General features: G+C 55.4%; 19 protein-coding genes. 8 read left to right on the top strand and 11 right to left on the bottom strand.

Annotated elements, in window-relative coordinates:
* Window positions 1-76: 76 nt before the first annotated feature.
* From wrbA to B2T33_RS01115, 6 genes are all read right to left on the bottom strand, one after another.
* Complete coding sequence (gene wrbA / locus B2T33_RS01140) at window positions 77-679, bottom strand: NAD(P)H:quinone oxidoreductase (protein WP_064782315.1); 603 nt, start codon at window positions 677-679, stop codon at window positions 77-79.
* Between the two features lie 133 nt (window positions 680-812).
* Complete coding sequence (gene glpQ, locus B2T33_RS01135) at window positions 813-1,883, bottom strand: glycerophosphodiester phosphodiesterase (protein WP_286790940.1); 1,071 nt, start codon at window positions 1,881-1,883, stop codon at window positions 813-815.
* Between the two features lie 125 nt (window positions 1,884-2,008).
* On the bottom strand, window positions 2,009-3,196 hold the full coding sequence (locus B2T33_RS01130) for a vWA domain-containing protein (RefSeq protein ID WP_286790939.1): 1,188 nt from the start codon (window positions 3,194-3,196) through the stop codon (window positions 2,009-2,011).
* A 5-nt stretch (window positions 3,197-3,201) separates the two neighbouring features.
* Window positions 3,202-4,050: an AAA family ATPase gene (locus B2T33_RS01125; protein WP_286790938.1), complete on the bottom strand. Its 849-nt coding sequence runs from the start codon at window positions 4,048-4,050 to the stop codon at window positions 3,202-3,204.
* 82 nt (window positions 4,051-4,132) lie between these two features.
* Complete coding sequence (locus B2T33_RS01120; protein ID WP_286790937.1) at window positions 4,133-5,128, bottom strand: helix-turn-helix transcriptional regulator; 996 nt, start codon at window positions 5,126-5,128, stop codon at window positions 4,133-4,135.
* A gap of 209 nt (window positions 5,129-5,337) precedes the next feature.
* Window positions 5,338-5,961, bottom strand: a complete 624-nt coding sequence (locus tag B2T33_RS01115) for a TetR/AcrR family transcriptional regulator (RefSeq protein ID WP_286790936.1) — start codon at window positions 5,959-5,961, stop codon at window positions 5,338-5,340.
* 141 nt (window positions 5,962-6,102) lie between these two features.
* Between B2T33_RS01115 and B2T33_RS01110 the strand changes: the two genes are divergently transcribed.
* The 8 genes from B2T33_RS01110 to B2T33_RS01070 all read left to right on the top strand — a co-directional run bounded on the left by B2T33_RS01110 (window position 6,103) and on the right by B2T33_RS01070 (window position 14,944).
* Window positions 6,103-7,191 (top strand): ABC transporter substrate-binding protein, encoded by a 1,089-nt coding sequence (locus tag B2T33_RS01110; RefSeq protein ID WP_286790935.1) that lies wholly within the window; start codon window positions 6,103-6,105, stop codon window positions 7,189-7,191.
* A 161-nt stretch (window positions 7,192-7,352) separates the two neighbouring features.
* Window positions 7,353-8,216, top strand: a complete 864-nt coding sequence (locus B2T33_RS01105; RefSeq protein ID WP_286790934.1) for an ABC transporter permease — start codon at window positions 7,353-7,355, stop codon at window positions 8,214-8,216.
* Window position 8,217: 1 nt separating this feature from the next.
* Window positions 8,218-9,009 carry an ABC transporter permease gene (locus B2T33_RS01100; protein WP_062955517.1) on the top strand — a complete coding sequence of 264 codons (792 nt, stop codon included), beginning with the start codon at window positions 8,218-8,220 and terminating at the stop codon, window positions 9,007-9,009.
* The gene (locus B2T33_RS20360) at window positions 9,006-10,118 is read left to right on the top strand and encodes an ABC transporter ATP-binding protein (protein WP_349678217.1); all 1,113 of its coding nucleotides are present in this window, start codon (window positions 9,006-9,008) and stop codon (window positions 10,116-10,118) included. Before B2T33_RS01100 ends, B2T33_RS20360 begins: the two co-directional genes overlap by 4 nt.
* Window positions 10,115-10,846: an MBL fold metallo-hydrolase gene (locus B2T33_RS01085; RefSeq protein WP_286790933.1), complete on the top strand. Its 732-nt coding sequence runs from the start codon at window positions 10,115-10,117 to the stop codon at window positions 10,844-10,846. The genes B2T33_RS20360 and B2T33_RS01085 overlap by 4 nt, the downstream gene beginning before the upstream one ends.
* A 65-nt stretch (window positions 10,847-10,911) precedes the next feature.
* Window positions 10,912-12,336 (top strand): aldehyde dehydrogenase family protein, encoded by a 1,425-nt coding sequence (locus B2T33_RS01080; protein ID WP_286790932.1) that lies wholly within the window; start codon window positions 10,912-10,914, stop codon window positions 12,334-12,336.
* 203 nt (window positions 12,337-12,539) lie between these two features.
* Entirely contained in the window at window positions 12,540-13,382 is an 843-nt protein-coding gene (locus tag B2T33_RS01075; protein WP_286790931.1) for a tetratricopeptide repeat protein, read from the top strand.
* A 188-nt stretch (window positions 13,383-13,570) separates the two neighbouring features.
* Complete coding sequence (locus B2T33_RS01070) at window positions 13,571-14,944, top strand: DUF2254 domain-containing protein (RefSeq protein WP_286790930.1); 1,374 nt, start codon at window positions 13,571-13,573, stop codon at window positions 14,942-14,944.
* Window positions 14,945-15,029: 85 nt separating this feature from the next.
* Here the strand turns inward: B2T33_RS01070 and alaS are convergent, their stop codons facing one another.
* From alaS to B2T33_RS01045, 5 genes are all read right to left on the bottom strand, one after another.
* A complete protein-coding gene (alaS, locus tag B2T33_RS01065) occupies window positions 15,030-17,684 on the bottom strand; it encodes an alanine--tRNA ligase (protein ID WP_197146900.1) in 2,655 nt (884 codons plus the stop codon).
* A gap of 180 nt (window positions 17,685-17,864) precedes the next feature.
* Complete coding sequence (locus tag B2T33_RS01060) at window positions 17,865-18,404, bottom strand: GNAT family N-acetyltransferase (protein ID WP_197146899.1); 540 nt, start codon at window positions 18,402-18,404, stop codon at window positions 17,865-17,867.
* The gene (locus B2T33_RS01055) at window positions 18,391-18,525 is read right to left on the bottom strand and encodes an entericidin A/B family lipoprotein (RefSeq protein ID WP_286790929.1); all 135 of its coding nucleotides are present in this window, start codon (window positions 18,523-18,525) and stop codon (window positions 18,391-18,393) included. Before B2T33_RS01055 ends, B2T33_RS01060 begins: the two co-directional genes overlap by 14 nt.
* 215 nt (window positions 18,526-18,740) lie before the next feature.
* Window positions 18,741-18,917 carry a DUF1328 domain-containing protein gene (locus tag B2T33_RS01050; RefSeq protein WP_008890359.1) on the bottom strand — a complete coding sequence of 59 codons (177 nt, stop codon included), beginning with the start codon at window positions 18,915-18,917 and terminating at the stop codon, window positions 18,741-18,743.
* 53 nt (window positions 18,918-18,970) lie between these two features.
* The gene (locus B2T33_RS01045) at window positions 18,971-19,111 is read right to left on the bottom strand and encodes an entericidin A/B family lipoprotein (RefSeq protein WP_008890360.1); all 141 of its coding nucleotides are present in this window, start codon (window positions 19,109-19,111) and stop codon (window positions 18,971-18,973) included.
* Window positions 19,112-19,204 lie beyond the last annotated feature (93 nt).

The following is a 19,204-nucleotide window of genomic DNA, read 5'->3' as shown; positions in this document are numbered from 1 at the left end:
TTTGTTTATCAAATCGCAACAAAAAAGGCAGCGCAGGAACCCTGCACTGCCTTGATCAGATCAGACGACTTGAAAATCAGCCTGCAAGTTTGGCGGCAAGTTCTGCCACGTGCTTGCCCTGGAATTTGGCGATATCAAGCTCGTTCTGGGAGGGTGTACGCGAACCATCGGCACCCGCAAGCGTACCGGCACCATAAGGCGAACCACCGGTGATTTCGTCCATATTGGTCAGGCCAGCACAGCTGTAAGGCACACCGACAATCACCATACCCTGGTGAAGCAAGGTGGTATGGGTCGAGGTGATGGTGGTTTCATGGCCACCATGTTGGGTGCCGGTCGAGGTGAAGACAGAACCGATCTTGCCGATCAATTTGCCTTCGGCCCAAAGACCACCGGTCTGGTCAAGGAAGGTGCGCATCTGGCCTGGCATGTTGCCAAAGCGGGTCGGCACACCAAAGATGATCGCGTCATATTCCGGAAGATCGGAAACCTCGGCAACCGGGGCCGCCTGATCAAGCTTGGCACCCGCGCCCTTTGCGACGTCTTCGGGCATGGTTTCAGGAACACGTTTGACATCAACATGTGTCCCGGAAACACCGCGTGCGCCTTCTGCAACGGCGTTGGCCATGGTTTCGATATGACCATACATCGAATAATAAAGTACCAGTACTTTCGCCACGTCATCCTCCTTGGTTGAATTTCGTCGGCTTGCATAGTGACTTAAGAATGCACCCCTGATAACGGCCAGCTTGGAAACAGTCTGTTCATTATCGGATGCGAACCCGATCAGGCATCAGGACTAAGCATCGGGATTAAGCATCGGGATTCCGGGCCAGATACTGCACGACCTGATCGGGGAAATCGGTGAAAATGCCATCAATTCCGGCATCATCAAAAATCGCCTTCAGCGCGATCTGCATATCCCCCGCCCATTTCGGCAACTGATCGGCGCGCAGGGTATAGGGATGAACCTTCAATTGCGCGCGCTGGGCGGCAATCAGGGTTGGTGTCATGATCGCCGTGCCGTTTTCGCTCAGCCCTTCAATAACTTGCGGCAACCACGGCCCGATACCATCAACAACACTGGCCATCTCGGTGATGCCGTCGTCAGATTTCAGATAATCGTAATCGGTTCCCTCTGGCGCGCCCCAGCGGTTTTCACCGATAAGCTGCACCAGCTTGCCCTGATAGTTAAGCTCTTGGCGGATACGCTTGGTTTCAGACCAGTCAAAGCATTGCACAAAGGCATTTGAGTCAGGATTGTTATACCCCCACTTCTCCATTACCGCGATCACGGTTTTGGCAATGTCCTGGCCTTCAGCACGATGAAACGCCGGATCCTTGATTTCCGGATAGATACCAACATTGCGCCCGGTGGAGTGGTTCAGTCCACGGATCAGTTTAATTTCTTCTTCAAGGGTCGGGATCTTGAAGATGGCAAACTCAGCCGGAAAGCGATCCGCATAGACCTGTTTGCCGGTATCGGCCTTGAACCGTTCGGTGACATTAAGTGTTTTAAGTTCGGCAAGGGTGAAATCAATCGCGTAATACCGTCCATCTTCGCGTTTACGATCCGGGAATTTTTCCGTAACGTCGGTGGTGGTATCAATGTGGATATCGTGCAGGACGACCGGAACGCCGTCCTTGGACAGAACAACATCCTGTTCGATGAAATCCGCCCCCATGCCATAGGCCAATGCCTTGGCTGGCAGGGTATGTTCAGGCAAATATCCCGATGCCCCGCGATGGGCAATCACCACCATTTCCTGATCAAGTGCCTGCGCATCGGCCGAATTGATCGCACCTGTAACAGGCATCAATGTGGCTGCGGCAAGCCCGCCAATCGCCAGCAAGGTCGACTTGATCATTTTGCGTATCAGCATCCCGGGTATCCTTATCCAGTGTCCTTTTGTGATCAAGGACTATAGGCGCGGATTGGCAGCACAAAAACGCGTCACCGCGTCTTGGGTGCAATCTTCATGAAACTGTTACACCAAAGAACGCGGGCCTAGCGGTTAAGTTCCCCGGTCATGCGATCAAGCCCGTCAAGGGTCAGCGGAAACATCCGACCTTCCATCAGCTTGTGCATGATCTGGATCGATTGATGGTGACGCCACCAGTTTTCCGGTTGCGGATTGATCCATGCGGCATGTTCAAAATGATCGAGCAATCGCTGCATCCACACAGCCCCCGCCTCGGCATTCCAGTATTCCACCGCCCCGCCCGGATAGGTGATTTCATAGGGGCTCATGGTTGCATCGCCGACAATCACCAGCTTGTAATCCGCGCCATAGGTATTGATCACATCCCACGTCGATACCTGTTCGTTCCAGCGCCGCGCATTATCTTTCCAAAGCCCTTCATAGGGGCAATTGTGGAAGTAGTAATATTCAAGATGCTTGAATTCGGTTTTCACCGCCGAAAACAGTTCTTCACAGACCTTGATGTGATCATCCATTGATCCACCAACATCAAACAGCATCAAAACCTTGACCGCGTTGTGGCGTTCCGGGCGCATCTGAACATCAAGCCAGCCTTGGCGCGCAGTTGAGGTAATCGTGCCCGGCAGATCAAGCTCGTCTGCCGCCCCTGTCCGCGCCCATTTACGCAAACGACGCAGCGCAACCTTGATGTTGCGCGTGCCGATTTCGACACTGTCATCAAGGTTCTTGAATTCGCGCTTGTCCCAGACCTTGACCGCCCGGCGATGACGGGATTTATCCTGCCCGATCCGCACCCCTTCGGGGTTATAGCCATAAGCGCCAAACGGCGATGTCCCGGCCGTACCGATCCATTTATTGCCGCCCTGATGACGGCCCTTTTGTTCTTCCAGACGCTGTTTTAGCGTCTCCATCAGTTTTTCCCATCCGCCAAGCGCCTCGATCTCGGCCTTTTCTTCCTCTGTCAGGAATTTCTCGGCTAGCTTTTTCAGCCACTCTTCGGGGATTTCTGTTTTCTCGACCTCGTCCATGCCCTCGGCAAGGTCAATCACACCTTTGAAGTGCTCGGAAAACACGCGATCAAACTTATCAAGATGGCGTTCATCCTTCACCAGCGCGGACCGCGCTAGATAATAGAAATCCTCCACCGAATAGCCCGCCAAGCCCTTGTCCACCGCCTCAAGCAATGTCAGGTATTCGCGCAGACTGACCGGAACGCGCGCATCTTTCAGCTTATAGAAAAAGCCGGTGAACATCGGGATTAACGCCCTTCACGCCGTGCCATGAAGGCTAGGCGTTCAAACAGATGCACGTCCTGCTCGTTTTTCAAAAGCGCCCCGTGCATCGGCGGCACGGCGGTTTTGGCGTCCTTGGCCCGAAGCGCCTCGGGCGGCAGGTCTTCGGCCATCAAAAGCTTCAACCAATCCAGAAGTTCGGAGGTTGACGGCTTTTTCTTCAAGCCTGAAACCTCGCGCATGTCATAGAAAAGGTTCAATGCCTCGGCGACCAGACGTTTCTGGATGCCGGGGTAATGCACCTCGATGATTTCGGCCATGGTGTCTGCATCGGGGAAGCGGATGTAATGGAAGAAACAACGCCGCAGGAACGCGTCTGGCAGTTCCTTTTCATTGTTTGAGGTGATGATCACAATCGGGCGGTTGGTAGCCTTGACCATCTGCTGGGTCTCGTAAACGAAGAACTCCATGCGGTCGAGTTCCTGAAGCAGGTCATTGGGAAACTCGATATCGGCCTTGTCGATCTCGTCAATCAGAAGGACGGGCGCGTCGCCATCTGCCTCAAACGCCTCCCAGAGCTTGCCCTTGACGATGTAATTGCCGATGTCGTGGACACGCTCGTCGCCCAACTGACTGTCGCGCAGGCGCGAAACCGCATCATATTCATAAAGGCCCTGCTGGGCGCGCGTTGTCGATTTGATCGACCAGGTGATCAGTTTCTTGCCAAGCGACTTGGCGATTTCTTCGGCCAACACCGTCTTGCCGGTGCCCGGCTCACCCTTGACCAGAAGCGGTCGCTGCAACGTGATCGCGGCATTGACCGCCACCATCAGATCTTCGGTCGCGACGTAATTTTCCGTACCCTGAAACTTCATTTTTGCCCTGCAACACAAGTTGACGTTTGCGTTAACCTAGGGCGTCCAAACGATTTGGGCAAGGGCACAAACCCCGCATAGCTTATGTGCCATTGCGCTTGAGTGCCTGAGCCGGACTTTCGCCATACCAGTCGCGATAGGACCGCGAAAAGTTGCTGACATGGTTAAAGCCAACCGCTGCTGCGACCTGCTTGACGGTGAAATCACGCGATGCCAGCAATTCCCGGGCCCGCTCCATCCGCCTGGAGCGGATAAAGTCCGCACAGCTTTTGCCCGTCTCGTGCTTGAACAGGCTGTTAAGGCGGCTTTCGGTCATGCCGCCCGCATCTGCCAACTGGGCAACCGAAACCGCGGCCGCCAGATCGCCAGTGATTTTGGCCATCGTGTCTTCGATCACCGTCTTTTCAAGAACGCTTGGTTCCGGCGTCTTTTCGCCATCGTGATGCAGCACGCAATAGGCATCAATCATCTCGGCCAGAAACAGGGTTGATAAACCTTCAAGCTTGAACTTGCGTCCAACACCGGTCGCTTGGGCGGAGAACATCGCACTGACGATGCTTCTGATCTTGTTGTTAAGCCCAAGCGCCCCGACTTCAATCACGCTTTGATCATCGGACAGATAGGGATCAAGTGCTGCTGGCAGATCATCGCCAAACTTGGCACGCAGCGCATCAAGCCCGATGGTAACCCCGGCATGGCGGATCACTTGTCCACCGGGCAGAAAATAGCGCGTCCCGGGCCGGTCGACGCGCATCATCAATCCAATCTCGGGCGACATGGTGTGTTTGCTGCCATCCGGGCAATCAAAATCAAGGTCGCCCAGAATATTGACAGATCCGGCAAGCCAGCCCGGCGGCAAAGCGTTTTGAACATCAAATCTGGAATCCTCGCGGACATTCAATTCCGCACGGTGCAAACAGATGCCGTTATCGAAATCGATCCGTTCCAGACGCCCTGTCACACCGGGCAATTCAAACATTTCACCATCGGCAAGCCTGAGCTCACCGATACCGTCTGCGCTGTCCCGATCCGAAAACATGTCAAACGCGTCATCCGCGCTCTGACCGGTCTCCTGCATACTCTGCCCGTTCCACTATTTTTGCCTGACTGTCGATGCGATCACCCGCCGACGCAATCAACAGCATTTTGTCTTTGATATCATGGAATCAATGGGTTGTCTGTGACAGCGAGCACCTCAAGTCGAACTTAACATGGGTCTAAAAGCGTCTTGTTAAACGAATGATCGGTGTGATCAGGACGTTGTTTTCTGAACCAGACTGGTAAGCTTCAGGCAGCTTCACCAGACATCAGCAATGCCAGCGGGGCATTCTGCCGTGCCACGCTGGCCTTCAGGCCATCGACGTCCATTTCCTCGTCTTTGACAAACTCGATGAACATCATGTTGACGTTGTTAAAGACAAGCTCGCCTGTGGCATCGCAATCGACATCCTTGCGCACGACACCGCGATCCTGCAAGGCGCGAATCAGATCGCAAACCTGTTTGGACAGGCGATGATCAAGCGCTGTATAGCGTTGGGAAAACGGTGTTTCGGGTTGCGCAATCGAGAGTGACATCGCCGTGCGCCACATCTCCTTGGACAGATATGTCAGGGAGTGGTCGTAATATTTCCCGATCAATTCAAACAAGGCCGTGGCGACATCTTCATGCTCGCGCGCGATGATGGCATCCCCTGCTGTCAGCACTTCCTCGACCTCCATCGAGACCGTGGCCATCAGCATATCGCCCTTGTTTTTGAAGTAGTTATAGAACGTCCCGACAGACACACCGGCCATGTCGGCGATGTCTTCGATGCGCGCACTGTCATATCCGACTTTGCGGAACAGGGTCGTCGCCGCCTCCAGAATACGGCGGTTTTTATCGGCTTTCTTTTGGGCGCGCAGTCCTGACATCGTCACTCCGGAAAAACTGAACGGGTTCAAAATTAACATTGACTCAAAAAATGAACGCGTTCAATATTTTTTCAACGGTGCTAGATAAGCGCCGAAAACCCAATTCAAGGGAGGCCTCAACTATGAAATCAGGGAGAGCCTATGTCTCGTCACGTCTCTACGGGGAAGACCCGCAACAAGTTTCTGAGTAGCACTGCGACCTTTATTCTGGGCGCTGTTGCCATGGCGCAAACCGCACAAGCAACCGAAGAATTGAATGCTTTGGTCTGGTGCGACCATACCGATCCGGCCTTGATCGAGCCGTTTGAGAAAGAGTACGACGTCAAAGTCAATCTCAAGGAATATGAAGGCACCGGTGCCGGTCTTTCGATCATTGAACAATCCCGTCCCGGTGACTGGGATGTGTTTGTGATCGACGGGGTTGATGTACACCGCGCGGTTGAGATGGGCGTTCTGGCCGAAATCCCCGCCGACGCCCTGCCGACATCCGATATCTTTCCCGAAGTCGTGATGGCCGAGAACAATGTCGTGGATGGCAAGACCTATGCCGTCACCGAAAAGTTCGGCTACAACACCATTTCGTTCGACAAGACCAAGGTTGATCCCAAGGACATGGAAGACATGTCGGTGATCTGGTCGGACAAATATGCCGGACGTATTGCCGTTTATGACTATTACCTGCCGGTGATCGGCCTTGTGGGGCTTGGTCTTGGTATTGATACGGCTGATCTTGGCGCGGACGATATGCCCGCGATCAAGGAAAAGCTGTTTGCGATGAAAAAGGTCTCCAAACAGGTTGGTGAAGTGGTTTCTTCCCAGACTGCGCTTGCCACCGGGGAAGTCGATATCCTTGTTGGTGGTGGTGAATGGATCACGGCCGTGTTGTCCGAAGAAAAGCCGAACCTTGACTGGATCATCCCCAAACAGGGTGGCCTGCGCTGGGCACAGTCAATCGGGGTGATGAAGGATTCTGAAAAGCCTGACCTTGCGCTTAAGTTCGTTCAATACATCATGAGCCCCGAAGGCCAGGCGCGTCTTGCGACCTCGTCTTGTTATTGGGGAATGCCAGCCAACGCCAAGGCGGGCGAAAACCTGACCGATGCCCAGAAAGCAGCCCTTCGCTGGGATGATCAGGAAGGCTACCTGAAGAACTCGCAGCTTTACCCGATCCCGGATACCGATCTCGATGCCGAGATGCAGGATGCCTGGGTCGAGATGCTCCAGCAGTAAGCAATCCCTTGTCTACTGCCACCGACCGATGTCCCGCTTTTTGCGGGGCATCGGTGCCAAACTTGCGGTAAGCTGACCCCAACGGCGCCGACCATCCCAAGCGAGTTATAAGCAACCATCCCCCCCACCCAGGCGAGCTGGTTTGCGAAAAGGATACCGTTATGGCCACTGCCAGCCTTGAAACACGCGAAATTCGCCGCGCATGGGGCTTTGTAACCCCGGCCCTGCTTTGGACCGTCGCGTTTTTCGTTATTCCATTTGTCGTCATGGCCGCGATCAGCCTTGCGACCCGCAAGGGGCGCGAAATCGTCATGGCGTGGAATTTCGACAATTACATCGAGTTCTTTGAAAAGGCCCATTTGCTTAAGGGGCTTTTTGTCTCGCTTGAAATCACCTTCACGGTCACGATCATTTCCGTGATCCTTGCCTATCCGCTGGCCTGGATCATTGCCGAACGCGTCCCGCAGAAATGGCAGCGTATGGCGCTGATCATGGCGATCCTGCCCTTCTGGACAAGCTATGTGGTGCGGTCCTATTCCTGGCTTCTGGTGCTGGCGCAAAACGGGGTGATCAATAACACTCTGGTCTATTTGGGGGTGATTTCCGAACCGCTTGAACTGGCCAGCACGCGAAGTGCGACGGTCATCGGGTTTGTGCATTTCTTTGTCATGCTGTTGACGCTCACGATCTATGCCAATCTGGTGCAGATGCCGCCCAACTATCGCAGGGCGGCGGCCGATCTTGGTGCAAACGGGTTTCAGGTGTTCTGGCATGTTGTGTTGCCGCTCACATTGCCGGGAATCATGGTCGGTGCGTTCCTGACCTTTGTGCTGTGTATCGGTGATTACATCACCCCGCAGATCTTGGGCGGCAATAACGAACTCGCCCTGCCACAAGTCATCATGCTGCAACTGGGGCGCCGGGCTGATTTCCCGATGGCTGCCACCCTTTCGATCATTCTGATGGTAGTGGTAACGATGGCCTATATTGCCTGTGCCCGCTGGCTTAAGATGGAGAGAACATAAAATGATCTCTTCACGCTTTTCCAAACTCCTGTCGTGGTCCTATCTGGCGGCACTTTATGGCTTCATCTTTTTGCCCGTGGCGGTCCTTGTGTTGTTTTCATTTCAGGATGGCCGCCTGCCGGTTCCGCCCTTTAACGGCGCGACCCTTAAATGGTATGGCGAGGTCTTTTCTGACAGTCGTCTGATGTCGGCCCTGACCAACTCCCTGATGGTTGCCATCGGCTCGGCGACGGTTGCCTGTGTTCTTGGTTTCTGTGCGGCCTATGGGCTGGCCCGATTTGTTCTACCGGCATCGCGCTTGCAACGCGGCCTTCTGATTGCACCGATGACGGTCAGTTACCTGATCATTGCGCTGGGCTTGCTGACCACCTTTAACTGGCTGGGTGTTTCGCTGTCGCTCTGGACGGTCGGCATCGGGCATGTGGTGATCAATTTGCCGCTGTGCTTTGCGATTATTTATGCCTCCATGGGGGACCATCAGAAAAACATTGAACGGGCCGCCCGCGATCTGGGTGCCGCCGAATGGCAGGTGATGACGCAGGTCTCCGCCCCGATGTTGATGCCCTCCATCCTTGCGGCCTTTTTCCTGTCAGTGACGTTTAGCTGGGATGAATTCATCATCGCATTCTTGCTGTCGCGCTTTGACGTCACCCTGCCGGTTGAAATCTGGAGCATGTTGCGTTCGGGCCTGAACCCGAAAACCAACGCGGTTGGGAGTGTTGTCTTCCTGGTATCGGTTGCGCTGCTGCTTATTCTTGAATTGATTGTCTTTAGAAGGACGGCAAAGAAATGACCGCCCCTGTCTCCATTCGCAACGCCACCAAGATTTTTGGTGACTTTACCGCCCTTGACGATATCAGCCTCGAAATCGCGGCGGGGGAATATATCGTCCTGCTGGGCCCATCGGGCTGCGGCAAGACCACCTTGCTGTCTCTGCTCGGCGGGTTCCTGTCGCCCTCCAGTGGCACGATTGAAATCAATGGCAAGGATATGGGCGATGTAGCGCCCGCCAAACGCCCGACCACCACGATGTTTCAGGATTATGCCCTGTTCCCGCATATGAGCCTGCGCGACAATGTCGCCTTTGGCCTTAAGATGCGCAAGGTCGGCAAATCCGAACGCCATGCCAAGGCCGAAGAACTGCTTGATATGGTCGGGCTAAAAACATCGGCCAACAAGAAACCTCATGAGCTTTCGGGCGGTCAGCGCCAGCGCGTTGCCCTTGCCCGCGCGCTGGCGGTTGAGCCTGATGTGCTGTTGCTGGACGAACCGTTGGGTGCGCTTGACCTCAAGCTCCGTCGTCAGATGCAGGACGAACTTAAAGCCATTCAGAAACGGGTTGGCACCACCTTTGTCCACGTTACCCACGATCAGGAAGAGGCCATGGCGATTGCTGATCGGATTGTGGTGATGAATGCCGGCCGGATCGAAGATGTCGGCAGCCCCGAAAACATCTATATGCAGCCCAAGACGATTTTCACCGCGAGCTTCATGGGCGAAGTCAATTTCATCCCTGGCACGTTTGAAAGCGCAACCGACAGCACCATTTCCGTCAAGACACCGCTTGGTACTGTTGAACTGCCTGAATTCGAATGCAGGGGCTTTGCCCCCGGCGCATCGGTCACCCTTGCCATTCGCCCGGAACACTTCCGTGCCAGCACCGGAACCGGTCCGCGCATCACGCTCGGCAAGGCCAAGGTCGAAGATGGATCGTTCTTTGGCACCCATCATCGCGCCCATCTAAGCCCGCTTGATTACCCCAACATGACGATCACCGCCCACATGCCGCAATCGGCCATCATCGAACCGGGGGCATGGGTTGAACTGACCCTTGATCCGACCTCGGTTGTGGTGTTGCATGGCCATCCGCCCCGCCCCACGCCAGAAAGTGCTGCCCTATGACGATTGACCGCGCCAAACCCGAAGACTGGTACAGCCTGAAAACCGTCGGCGATGACGTCACCTATATCGGCGAACCGTTTATCGAGGAATTTTACCGCTGCAACATCTGGCATGTGCGCGGGCGTGACGGCGACATGCTGGTCGATAGTGGCATGGGCGTTGTGTCCCTGACCGAATGGGTGCCGCTTGTCACCGAACGCAGCGTTCAGGCGGTTGCCAGCCACACCCATTTTGATCATATCGGCTGCCACCACGAATTTGAAAACCGGGTGTGCCATCGGTGCGAAGCCGATCTTCTGGCCGCGCCCACGCGCAAGAATACGCTTGCCGATCCCTATGTGACCGACGAGATTTTCACAAAGCTCCCGCCGCTTCCCTATGCCTCGACAACCTACGCGGTCATGGCCGCACCGGCGACCCGAATTGTCGAAGATGGCGATGTGATTGACCTTGGCGACCGCCATTTCGAGGTCATCCATACACCGGGTCATTCGCCGGGCGGTATTGCGCTTTGGGAAAAGGCGACCGGCATCCTGTTTTCAGGCGACATTGTTTATGATGGACCTTTGATCGAAGACACTTATCATGCAAATGCAGCTGACTATGTTCGATCAATGGAACGGCTTTATGATTTGCCGGTCCGGGTCGTGCATGGCGGGCATTTCGCCAGTTACGGGGCCGAACGCCACCGGGAAATAATAAAAAGCTGGCTGAGGGAACGAACCTGAAACCGCGCCACTCGTGCCGGGGCTATCGCCTTGGCCCAACACAGAGAAACTCAGGAAGGCTTCCAATGGATAACGCAGGCAAATTTTACATCAACGGCAAATGGGTTGATCCGATTTCCTCGGAAAAGATGGACGTGATCAACCCGGCCACCGAAGAAGTCATCACCCAAATCACCCTGGCCAGCGAAGAAGACGTCGACCTTGCCGTCGCCGCGGCCAAGCGCGCCTTTGAAAGCTATAGCCAGACGACCGTCGAACAGCGCCTTGGCTGGCTTGAAAACCTGCTTGCGATCTATAAGCGCCGCTATGGTGAAGTTGCCGATACCATCACCATGGAACTCGGCGCGCCGACCACCATGTCGCACGAACAGCAGGCTGCGGCCGGCACGGCACATCTCGAAGATTTCATTGTTGCGCTTAAAAAGCTTAAAACCGAAGAAACGCTTTATAACGGCGAACATCTTCTGCGCGAACCCATCGGGGTTTGCGGCCTGATCACGCCATGGAACTGGCCGATCAACCAGATCGTGCTCAAGGTCATCCCGGCCCTTGCCACGAGCTGCACCTGTGTGCTGAAGCCATCTGAATTTACCCCGCTCAATGCGATGCTCTATGCCGAAATGATCCACGAAGCGGGCTTCCCGGCAGGCGCGTTTAACATGGTTCAGGGGGCCGGTCCGGTCGCCGGTGCAACCCTTTCGCGTCATCCTGACATCACCATGATGTCCTTTACCGGATCGACCCGTGCGGGCAAGGCGATCACCAAGGATGCCTTGGAAAACATCAAGCGCGTCACGCTTGAGCTTGGCGGCAAATCGCCCAACATCGTGTTTGATGATGTCGATATCGAAGACCGCATCGCCTGGAGTGTGAACGCCGTTTTCAACAACTCCGGCCAGACCTGCGATGCACCGACCCGCATGCTGGTGCAACGCTCGATCTATGATGACGCGGTCAAGGTTGCCAAACGCGTTGGCGAACAGGCATCCGTCGGCGATCCGACCAAGGAAGGCAGCCATATCGGCCCGCTGGTCAGCCACATCCAGTTTGACCGGGTTCAGACCTTTATTCAGGCTGGCATTGACGAAGGTGCCACCCTTCTTGTTGGCGGTGCGGGCAAGCCCGACGACACTAACGAGGGATACTTCGTCAAACCGACCATCTTTGCCGATGTGAACAACAATATGCGCATCGCACGCGAGGAAATCTTTGGCCCGGTGGTCTCGATGATCCCGTTTGACACCGAAGAAGAAGCCATCGAGATCGCCAACGACACGCCATACGGTTTGGCCGCCTATATCCAGACCCCGGATGCCAAAAAGGCCGACCGCGTCGCCCGCAAACTGCGTGCTGGCATGGTTTTGCTGAATGGTTCTTCCCCGATGGCGGGCAGCCCGTTTGGCGGCTACAAGCAATCGGGCAATGGCCGCGAAGGTGGCCTGTTTGGCCTTGAAGACTTCATGGAAATCAAGATGATCCATAAGCTTTAAGCCACGCATATAATGATCACACAAAGGCCCCGGCACACTCCGGGGCCTTTGTCTTTTGGGGCTCACAACGGCAACAGGTCTGGCGTCATGAATTCGTTATGACATAGGGCTGGTAATGATCGGTTTGGGCATTATAATCCCATCGTTAATCGATAAATTCAGCGGTCCGGTCAACGGATTGCGATTGGATTGGGAGACCTCCTATGAATGCAATGTCCTTTTCTGATATGGGGCTTGCCGCCTTGAAGCAGCGACAGTATGACGCCGCAATCAACATGCTGCGCCAGGCACTTGGCGAAGATATGGATAATCTGGATGCCCGTTTCGGGCTGGCGCGTGCGCTTCATGAAAAAGGTTCGATCATCGAAGCAATCGGTGAGTATCGCACGGTGCTGCAATCTGATGGGGGTCATGAAGACTGCCTGCATCACATTGCACGCGCATTGCTTGAAAACGGTGACGCACGTAGCGCACTTAACCACATTGATATCGTGCTGCGCGCCAAACTGACCGATCCGGAAATGCTGACCTTGCGCGGGCAGGCATTGATCGCGCTGGAACGCTACGACGCCGCCCTTTCGGCCCTGCAAACTGCCGCCCACCACAGTCCGGGATCAGAAAGCATCCACCGGCTGATCGCAACGTGCCACCGCGCCAACGAAGATTTTGAAGGCGAACGGCGTGCGGTTGAACAGCTGCTTCGGATCAATCCGTCCTCGCTTGCTGCATCAAACGATTTGGGTGTGATCAATCTGCGTGAAGGCCATCTGATCGCAGCCTTTGAGGCGTTTGAACAAATCCTGTCCCAGGATGCCAACCATCCGCAGGCAACGCTTAATCGCGCCATCGCCCTGACCGTTATGGGCGGGATGGATCATGACGCGATCTGGAACCGGGTGATGGAAGTCTGTGACGAGATCGATGACCTTGACGACATCCGGGCGGCAGCGGATGAACTGGCCAAGCTGCCCGACACCGCGCGCAAGGGCACACCAGAGGCAGAGGCCCTGATCGGCAAAGCAGCCATCGAACAAGTCGATATCTGATACGGTTGCCCTGCCTTTCTGCGCGCGGTTCGTCATTGCTTGCGCATTTTGAATTCCCCTTTGCCGACCGCAAAACAGATCAGGCGGGAACTGCATGCGCTGATCGGCGTTTAATCATATGATGTCCATGCGTTTTCCCCGGATCCGGGTCACGCGACAATCTTTGACCCGAAAGGGGTTTTTGCATCATGGTTCAACGCCTGATCCGCGTTTGGGAATTTCTGACCTATAGCCTGTGGGTATCGCCTTTGCTTTTTGCACTGGGCGGTGCGGCCTTTGCGGTGGGCATTATGGCAGCCCCCCAGGATATCCTGCGCGACATGTTTCCCAGCCTGTTGCCCGGGTTCAATGAAATCCAGGCGGTGCGCGGGTTGCTTGAAACCCTGTTGGCCACGCTGGTCACCCTGACGACCTTTGCCCTGTCGATCACAATGGTGGTTCTGACCCTTGCCGCCGGGTCACTTGGACCACGCATGATCCGCAACTTCATGGGGGATAACAAAACCCAGAACGCACTGGGCACTTTTGTTGGCAGCATCCTGTTTTTGATCACCTCGCTTATGCTGATGGGCGAAAAACCGGACTCTGCCCCGGTGCCGCATCTGGCTGTAACGGTTGGTATCGCGCTGTTTGTCATCAGCGTTTTTGTCCTGATCCTGTTTGTCCACCACCTTGGTCGCTCGATCGTTGCCGACGAGGTCATTCAGCGTGTTGGCAAAAACCTTGAAGAAACCATTCAATCGGCCAGCAGTACCCTGACCGATCCGATCAAGGCCGCCGAACGCGCCCAGACAACCCTGCCCGACCCGCAAGACATCCCCCGCGATCAGGCCATTTGCGTTGCGTCTTCGGGATATGTGCAGGGCGTCGATTATGAAAAAATCTGTGAAATCGCCAAACAGACCGATACGCGTATCTCGCTTGTGATCCGTGCCGGGCAGCACGTGCTGATCGGTGATATCGTCGGACGCATCGTCCCCTTAAACGATGACGTCTCCAAACAGGCACAAGACAATATCGATCAATGCCATGCCGATATTCTTGAGGCAATCATGATCGGATCGCATCGCACGGCCATGCTGGATGTCGAATTTGCCTTACGCCAACTGGTGGAAGTTGCTTTGCGCGCCCTGTCACCGGGCATCAACGACCCGTTCACGGCCATTGCCGCAATCTATCGTCTTGGGGACGCCCTTCCACATGCCATGCAGTTCCGCTATCCGGTTGGCATCTGGCGCGATGATGACGATGAAGTTCGCCTCCATGCCCTGATGTCTGATTTTGGCGGCATGCTTGGGGCGGCCTATGACCAGATCCGCCAGTCTGCGACGGCAAAGCCGGATGTGTTGCTGCCGATGGCTGAAATCCTTGAAAGCCTGATGCGACTGGCCGAGACCGATCATCAACGCGAAGTGCTGCGCACCCATGCCCGCATGATCGCCAATGCCGCCGAACGCGACATCCCCGAAGAAAACGACCGTAAAACCGTCGTTCGTGCCGCCACGCGGGTTTTGCATCATCAGAAACCGGTCAAAAATTCTGCGTCCGAAGACGACGCATAACAAAAGCAACCGAAATCATCAGACAAAAGAAAAGGGCCCCGTTTGGGGCCCTTTTAATTCATCAGACTTTTTGGCGGGTGATCGCTTAGCCAGCGATATGTGCCTCGATCGCGGCCAGTGCGGCATCCGCCTGCGCAGGATCAGAACCGCCGCCCTGTGCCATATCCGGACGGCCACCGCCGCCCTTGCCACCGAGCTTTTCAACACCGATGCGCACAAGATCGACGGCGCTGTATTTATCCGTCAGGTCCGCGGTCAGGCCGACAACGATGGAGGCCTTGCCACCGTCACCCGACACAAGGGCAACGATGCCTGAACCCATCTGATCGCGGAGTTCGTCGACCATGCCTTTGAGTTCCTTGGCCGGAATGCCGTCAAGCGACCGCAGCGCCATTTTGACGCCATTGACGTCCTTGAACGCATCGCCACCAGAAGCCGCACCCGAACCAGCCGTTGCCAGCTTCTTGCGCAGGTCGGAAACTTCGCGTTCCAGACGACGACGTTCTTCCTGCAGCGCCTTGACGCGGGCCGGGACGTCTTCGGGAACGGCCTTAAGATCAGCCGCAACCGTGGTCAGAACGTTTTCACGCGCCGACATGTATTTGGCGGCATCGGCCCCGGTCAGGGCCTCGATACGGCGGACACCGCTTGAAACTGCGCCCTCGGACACGATCTTGAACATGCCGATATCACCGGTGCGCTTCACATGCGTACCGCCGCAAAGCTCAAGCGAATAGGCATGTTCATTGGCAACCGGCAGGCCCATCGACACAACGCGGACTTCATCGCCGTATTTTTCGCCAAACAGCGCCATCGCGCCCAGTTCAATCGCCTCGTCCGGGGTCATCAGACGGGTGGTGACTTCACTGTTTTCGCGGATCAGGCTGTTGACATCGGCTTCGATTACTGCGGCTTCCTCGGCCGTGACGGCCTTGGGATGCGAGATATCGAAACGCAGACGATCAGCCGCGACCAGGGATCCCTTCTGGGTCACGTGATCACCAAGATGCTTGCGCAAAACCGCATGCAGAAGGTGGGTGGCCGAGTGATTGGCACGCAAGCTTGAACGGCGGGTATGATCGACGCGGAATTCCGCGGCATCGCCCACCTTGACGTCGCCCTCGGTCACCTTGCCGAGATGCACATGCAAGCTTCCCAGCTTTTTCTGGGTGTCGGTGATTTCAATGATCGCACCATGTTCGGTTTTGATCACACCGGCATCGCCCTGCTGACCACCGGACTCACCAAAGAAGGTGGTCTGGTTGGCAAGAACGGCAACTTCGTCGCCCTTCGATGCGGATTTGACTTCGGCACCGTCCTTGATCAGCGCGGTAACCACGCCCTCGGCGGTTTCGGTTTCATACCCCAGGAATTCGGTCGCGCCATCACGGTCATTGATGTCAAACCAGACTTCCTCGGTCGCAGCTTCGCCCGAACCGGACCAGGCAGCACGTGCCTTGGCTTTCTGTTCTTCCATGGCGGTGGTAAAGCCGGCTTCATCGATGCCGATTTTGCGTTCTTTAAGCGCATCAGCCGTCAGATCAAGCGGGAAGCCATAAGTGTCATAAAGCTTGAACGCCACGTCACCCGAAAGGGTCGCACCGGCATCCATACCATCGGTCGCGTCATCAAGCATCTTGAGACCGCGATCCAGCATGGTTTTAAAGCCCTGCTCTTCTAGTTTAAGGGTTTCTTCGATCAGGGCCTGCGCACGGACCAGTTCCGGGAAGGCACCGCCCATCTTGCTTACCAGAGCGGGGACCAGCTTATACATCGTCGGGTCCTGGGTTCCGACCATATGCAGGTGGCGCATCGCGCGGCGCATGATACGGCGCAGAACGTTGCCGCGACCGGCATTGGACGGCAGAACACCATCGGCAATCAGGAAGCTGGTTGAACGCAGATGGTCGGCAACCACGCGGTGCGACACATTATGTGAACCATCCGGATCGGTGTTGGTGGCATCGGCCGATGCTTCGACCAGCGCACGCATCAAATCGATGTCATAGTTGTCGTGCTTGCCCTGAAGCACAGCGGCAATACGTTCGAGACCCATGCCGGTATCGATCGACGGTTTTGGCAGATCAACACGATCACCATTTGCCATCTGTTCGTACTGCATGAAGACGAGGTTCCAGATTTCAATGAAACGGTCGCCGTCTTCTTCCGCACTGCCAGGAGGGCCACCCCAGATGTGATCGCCATGATCAAAGAAGATTTCCGAGCACGGACCACACGGGCCGGTATCGCCCATCGACCAGAAGTTATCCGAGGTCGGGATACGGATGATGCGATCATCAGTCAGACCGGCGATCTTTTTCCAAAGACCATGTGCCTCGTCATCGGTGTGATAGACCGTGACCAGCAGCTTGTCTTTCGGAAGGCCATATTCCTTGGTGATCAGGTTCCAGGCGAATTCAATCGCGTTTTCCTTGAAATAGTCGCCGAACGAAAAGTTGCCGAGCATTTCAAAGAAGGTGTGATGGCGTGCGGTATGACCGACATTTTCAAGGTCGTTATGCTTGCCCCCGGCGCGCACGCATTTCTGCGAGGTCGCGGCACGCGAATAATCGCGGTGTTCCTGGCCGGTGAAAACGTTCTTGAACTGAACCATCCCGGCGTTGGTGAACATCAGGGTAGGGTCATTGCGCGGCACCAGCGGGCTGGACGAAACGACTTCGTGGCCGTTCTTGCGGAAGAACTCCAGAAACGTGGTGCGGATATCGTTGACGGTCTGCATATCTCTCCAACCCGGAAAACGCGGAACAACTGCGCGCGCCATACTGGCGAACGGACTGCCCTATTTAGCGGCTCGGCCCTGCCCTGTCCAGTCAGGCGAAAGGAGTCCGGGGGATTTGCCGCAAGTTTTGCCCAATTCGGCGATTTGGGGCAGGTTAATCGGGCCAAACCCAGCCAAAATTCAGCCGGTTTTCAGCAATAATGTGAATCGATCCCGGTTCATTTCCTTGACAAACCCGGCGGCCTCAAACCCAAGCCCCAGCAACAATTTGCGCGACGCCGAATTTTGCGGATGGGCAAAGGCGGTCAGACACGAAATCGGTGTCTTTCTCCGCCCATAGTCAAGCGCCGCAGTCGCCAGTTCCCGACCAATCCCCTGCCCCCAGGCGTTCGGCGCCAGGTAATAGCCAAGCTCCGGCCCCCAACCGGGATCAAACGGATCAGTATACAGCCCGCCCCATCCAATGATGTCGCCAGACGTGCGCAGCCTTACGACCCATGGTGCAAATCCATCGCGGCGCCGGAACCATTCATGGACCAGTACGCGCTTGCGACACGCCGCAAAGCTTTCATCACACTGGGTGAACCGCATGGCATCACGATCGCCAAGGAAGGCATAAAGGTCGGGGATGTCGACCAATCTGGCCGCCGAAAGGTCGAGGCGGTCTGTTTGAAGACGGTTTGTCTGAAGATGGGCCGTTCGTGGACTAGTCGTTTGCACTGTCCTGGATCGACTTGCCGAGTTTTTCCATATCGCGACCAAATCCTTCGGCGGTTTCGCAGGCACCAAGCGCAAGGCCAAAGCCAATAACCATCAGGACGGCCAGAAGACGTTTTGTCATCGTTTCCATCTTTGCAGGATGCTCCATTCAAGTCCGGATAACAGGCATGTCGCCTGTTTTGTTGTTTATCGCGATATTCTGGCCTCGGGGCATCCGCCTTGCAACCGTTATCGCGCACAAGGGCCGTTTGCCGCACTAAACGCAGAAAAGGACGCCGAAATGGCGTCCTTTCTATAGGCATGTATGCTTCGTGCAGTCTTGCAACTGTCTGGTCATCAGACCGGCGGGCGACGGCCACGCAACGCGTTGACGACGAGCGATACGACAAACAGCACGAGGAAAACAAAGAACAAGATCTTTGCGATCCCGACGAATGTCCCTGCAAGTCCGCCAAAGCCAAGAACGGCGGCGATCAGTGCCAGAACCAAACAGAATATTGCCCAACCTAGCATGGGATTCTCCCACTATTGTTGCTTTAAGATAATGAATAACGATCCGTTACAGATCAGGAAGCGCCGTCCTGGATTGCTTCACCGGCATCTTCGACGTCTTCGCCAAAGCCTTCGGCGGTTTCACAGGCAGCCAGGCCAAGGCCCATACCCGAAATCATCAGAATCGCGAGAAACTTTTTCATTGTATTCGACATGTTCATTCTCCTGGTTGATCGTGTCAAAGCTCACAGGAATTCAAACGGCAACAACTCATAATTGTTCCCGGCATTGTTCTTCCCGGTCAAATT

This window comes from Thalassospira sp. UBA4513, from assembly GCF_002388495.1.
GTDB classification, from domain to species: Bacteria; Pseudomonadota; Alphaproteobacteria; order Rhodospirillales; family Thalassospiraceae; genus Thalassospira; species Thalassospira tepidiphila.
This window is presented reverse-complemented; position numbering and strand designations above follow the sequence as displayed.

What these genes read in the sequence shown, in the direction of transcription:
- B2T33_RS01105 (WP_286790934.1), top strand. Translation starts at nt 7,353, where the DNA reads ATGGCCACTGCCAGCCTTGAAACACGCGAAATTCGCCGCGCATGGGGC.
- B2T33_RS01085 (WP_286790933.1), top strand. Translation starts at nt 10,115, where the DNA reads ATGACGATTGACCGCGCCAAACCCGAAGACTGGTACAGCCTGAAAACC.
- B2T33_RS01080 (WP_286790932.1), top strand. Translation starts at nt 10,912, where the DNA reads ATGGATAACGCAGGCAAATTTTACATCAACGGCAAATGGGTTGATCCG.
- B2T33_RS01120 (WP_286790937.1), bottom strand. Translation starts at nt 5,128, where the DNA reads ATGCAGGAGACCGGTCAGAGCGCGGATGACGCGTTTGACATGTTTTCG.
- glpQ (WP_286790940.1), bottom strand. Translation starts at nt 1,883, where the DNA reads ATGCTGATACGCAAAATGATCAAGTCGACCTTGCTGGCGATTGGCGGG.
- B2T33_RS01045 (WP_008890360.1), bottom strand. Translation starts at nt 19,111, where the DNA reads ATGTCGAATACAATGAAAAAGTTTCTCGCGATTCTGATGATTTCGGGT.
- B2T33_RS01100 (WP_062955517.1), top strand. Translation starts at nt 8,218, where the DNA reads ATGATCTCTTCACGCTTTTCCAAACTCCTGTCGTGGTCCTATCTGGCG.
- B2T33_RS01075 (WP_286790931.1), top strand. Translation starts at nt 12,540, where the DNA reads ATGAATGCAATGTCCTTTTCTGATATGGGGCTTGCCGCCTTGAAGCAG.
- B2T33_RS01115 (WP_286790936.1), bottom strand. Translation starts at nt 5,961, where the DNA reads ATGTCAGGACTGCGCGCCCAAAAGAAAGCCGATAAAAACCGCCGTATT.
- B2T33_RS01110 (WP_286790935.1), top strand. Translation starts at nt 6,103, where the DNA reads ATGTCTCGTCACGTCTCTACGGGGAAGACCCGCAACAAGTTTCTGAGT.
- B2T33_RS20360 (WP_349678217.1), top strand. Translation starts at nt 9,006, where the DNA reads ATGACCGCCCCTGTCTCCATTCGCAACGCCACCAAGATTTTTGGTGAC.
- B2T33_RS01125 (WP_286790938.1), bottom strand. Translation starts at nt 4,050, where the DNA reads ATGAAGTTTCAGGGTACGGAAAATTACGTCGCGACCGAAGATCTGATG.
- B2T33_RS01130 (WP_286790939.1), bottom strand. Translation starts at nt 3,196, where the DNA reads ATGTTCACCGGCTTTTTCTATAAGCTGAAAGATGCGCGCGTTCCGGTC.
- alaS (WP_197146900.1), bottom strand. Translation starts at nt 17,684, where the DNA reads ATGCAGACCGTCAACGATATCCGCACCACGTTTCTGGAGTTCTTCCGC.
- B2T33_RS01055 (WP_286790929.1), bottom strand. Translation starts at nt 18,525, where the DNA reads ATGACAAAACGTCTTCTGGCCGTCCTGATGGTTATTGGCTTTGGCCTT.
- B2T33_RS01070 (WP_286790930.1), top strand. Translation starts at nt 13,571, where the DNA reads ATGGTTCAACGCCTGATCCGCGTTTGGGAATTTCTGACCTATAGCCTG.
- B2T33_RS01050 (WP_008890359.1), bottom strand. Translation starts at nt 18,917, where the DNA reads ATGCTAGGTTGGGCAATATTCTGTTTGGTTCTGGCACTGATCGCCGCC.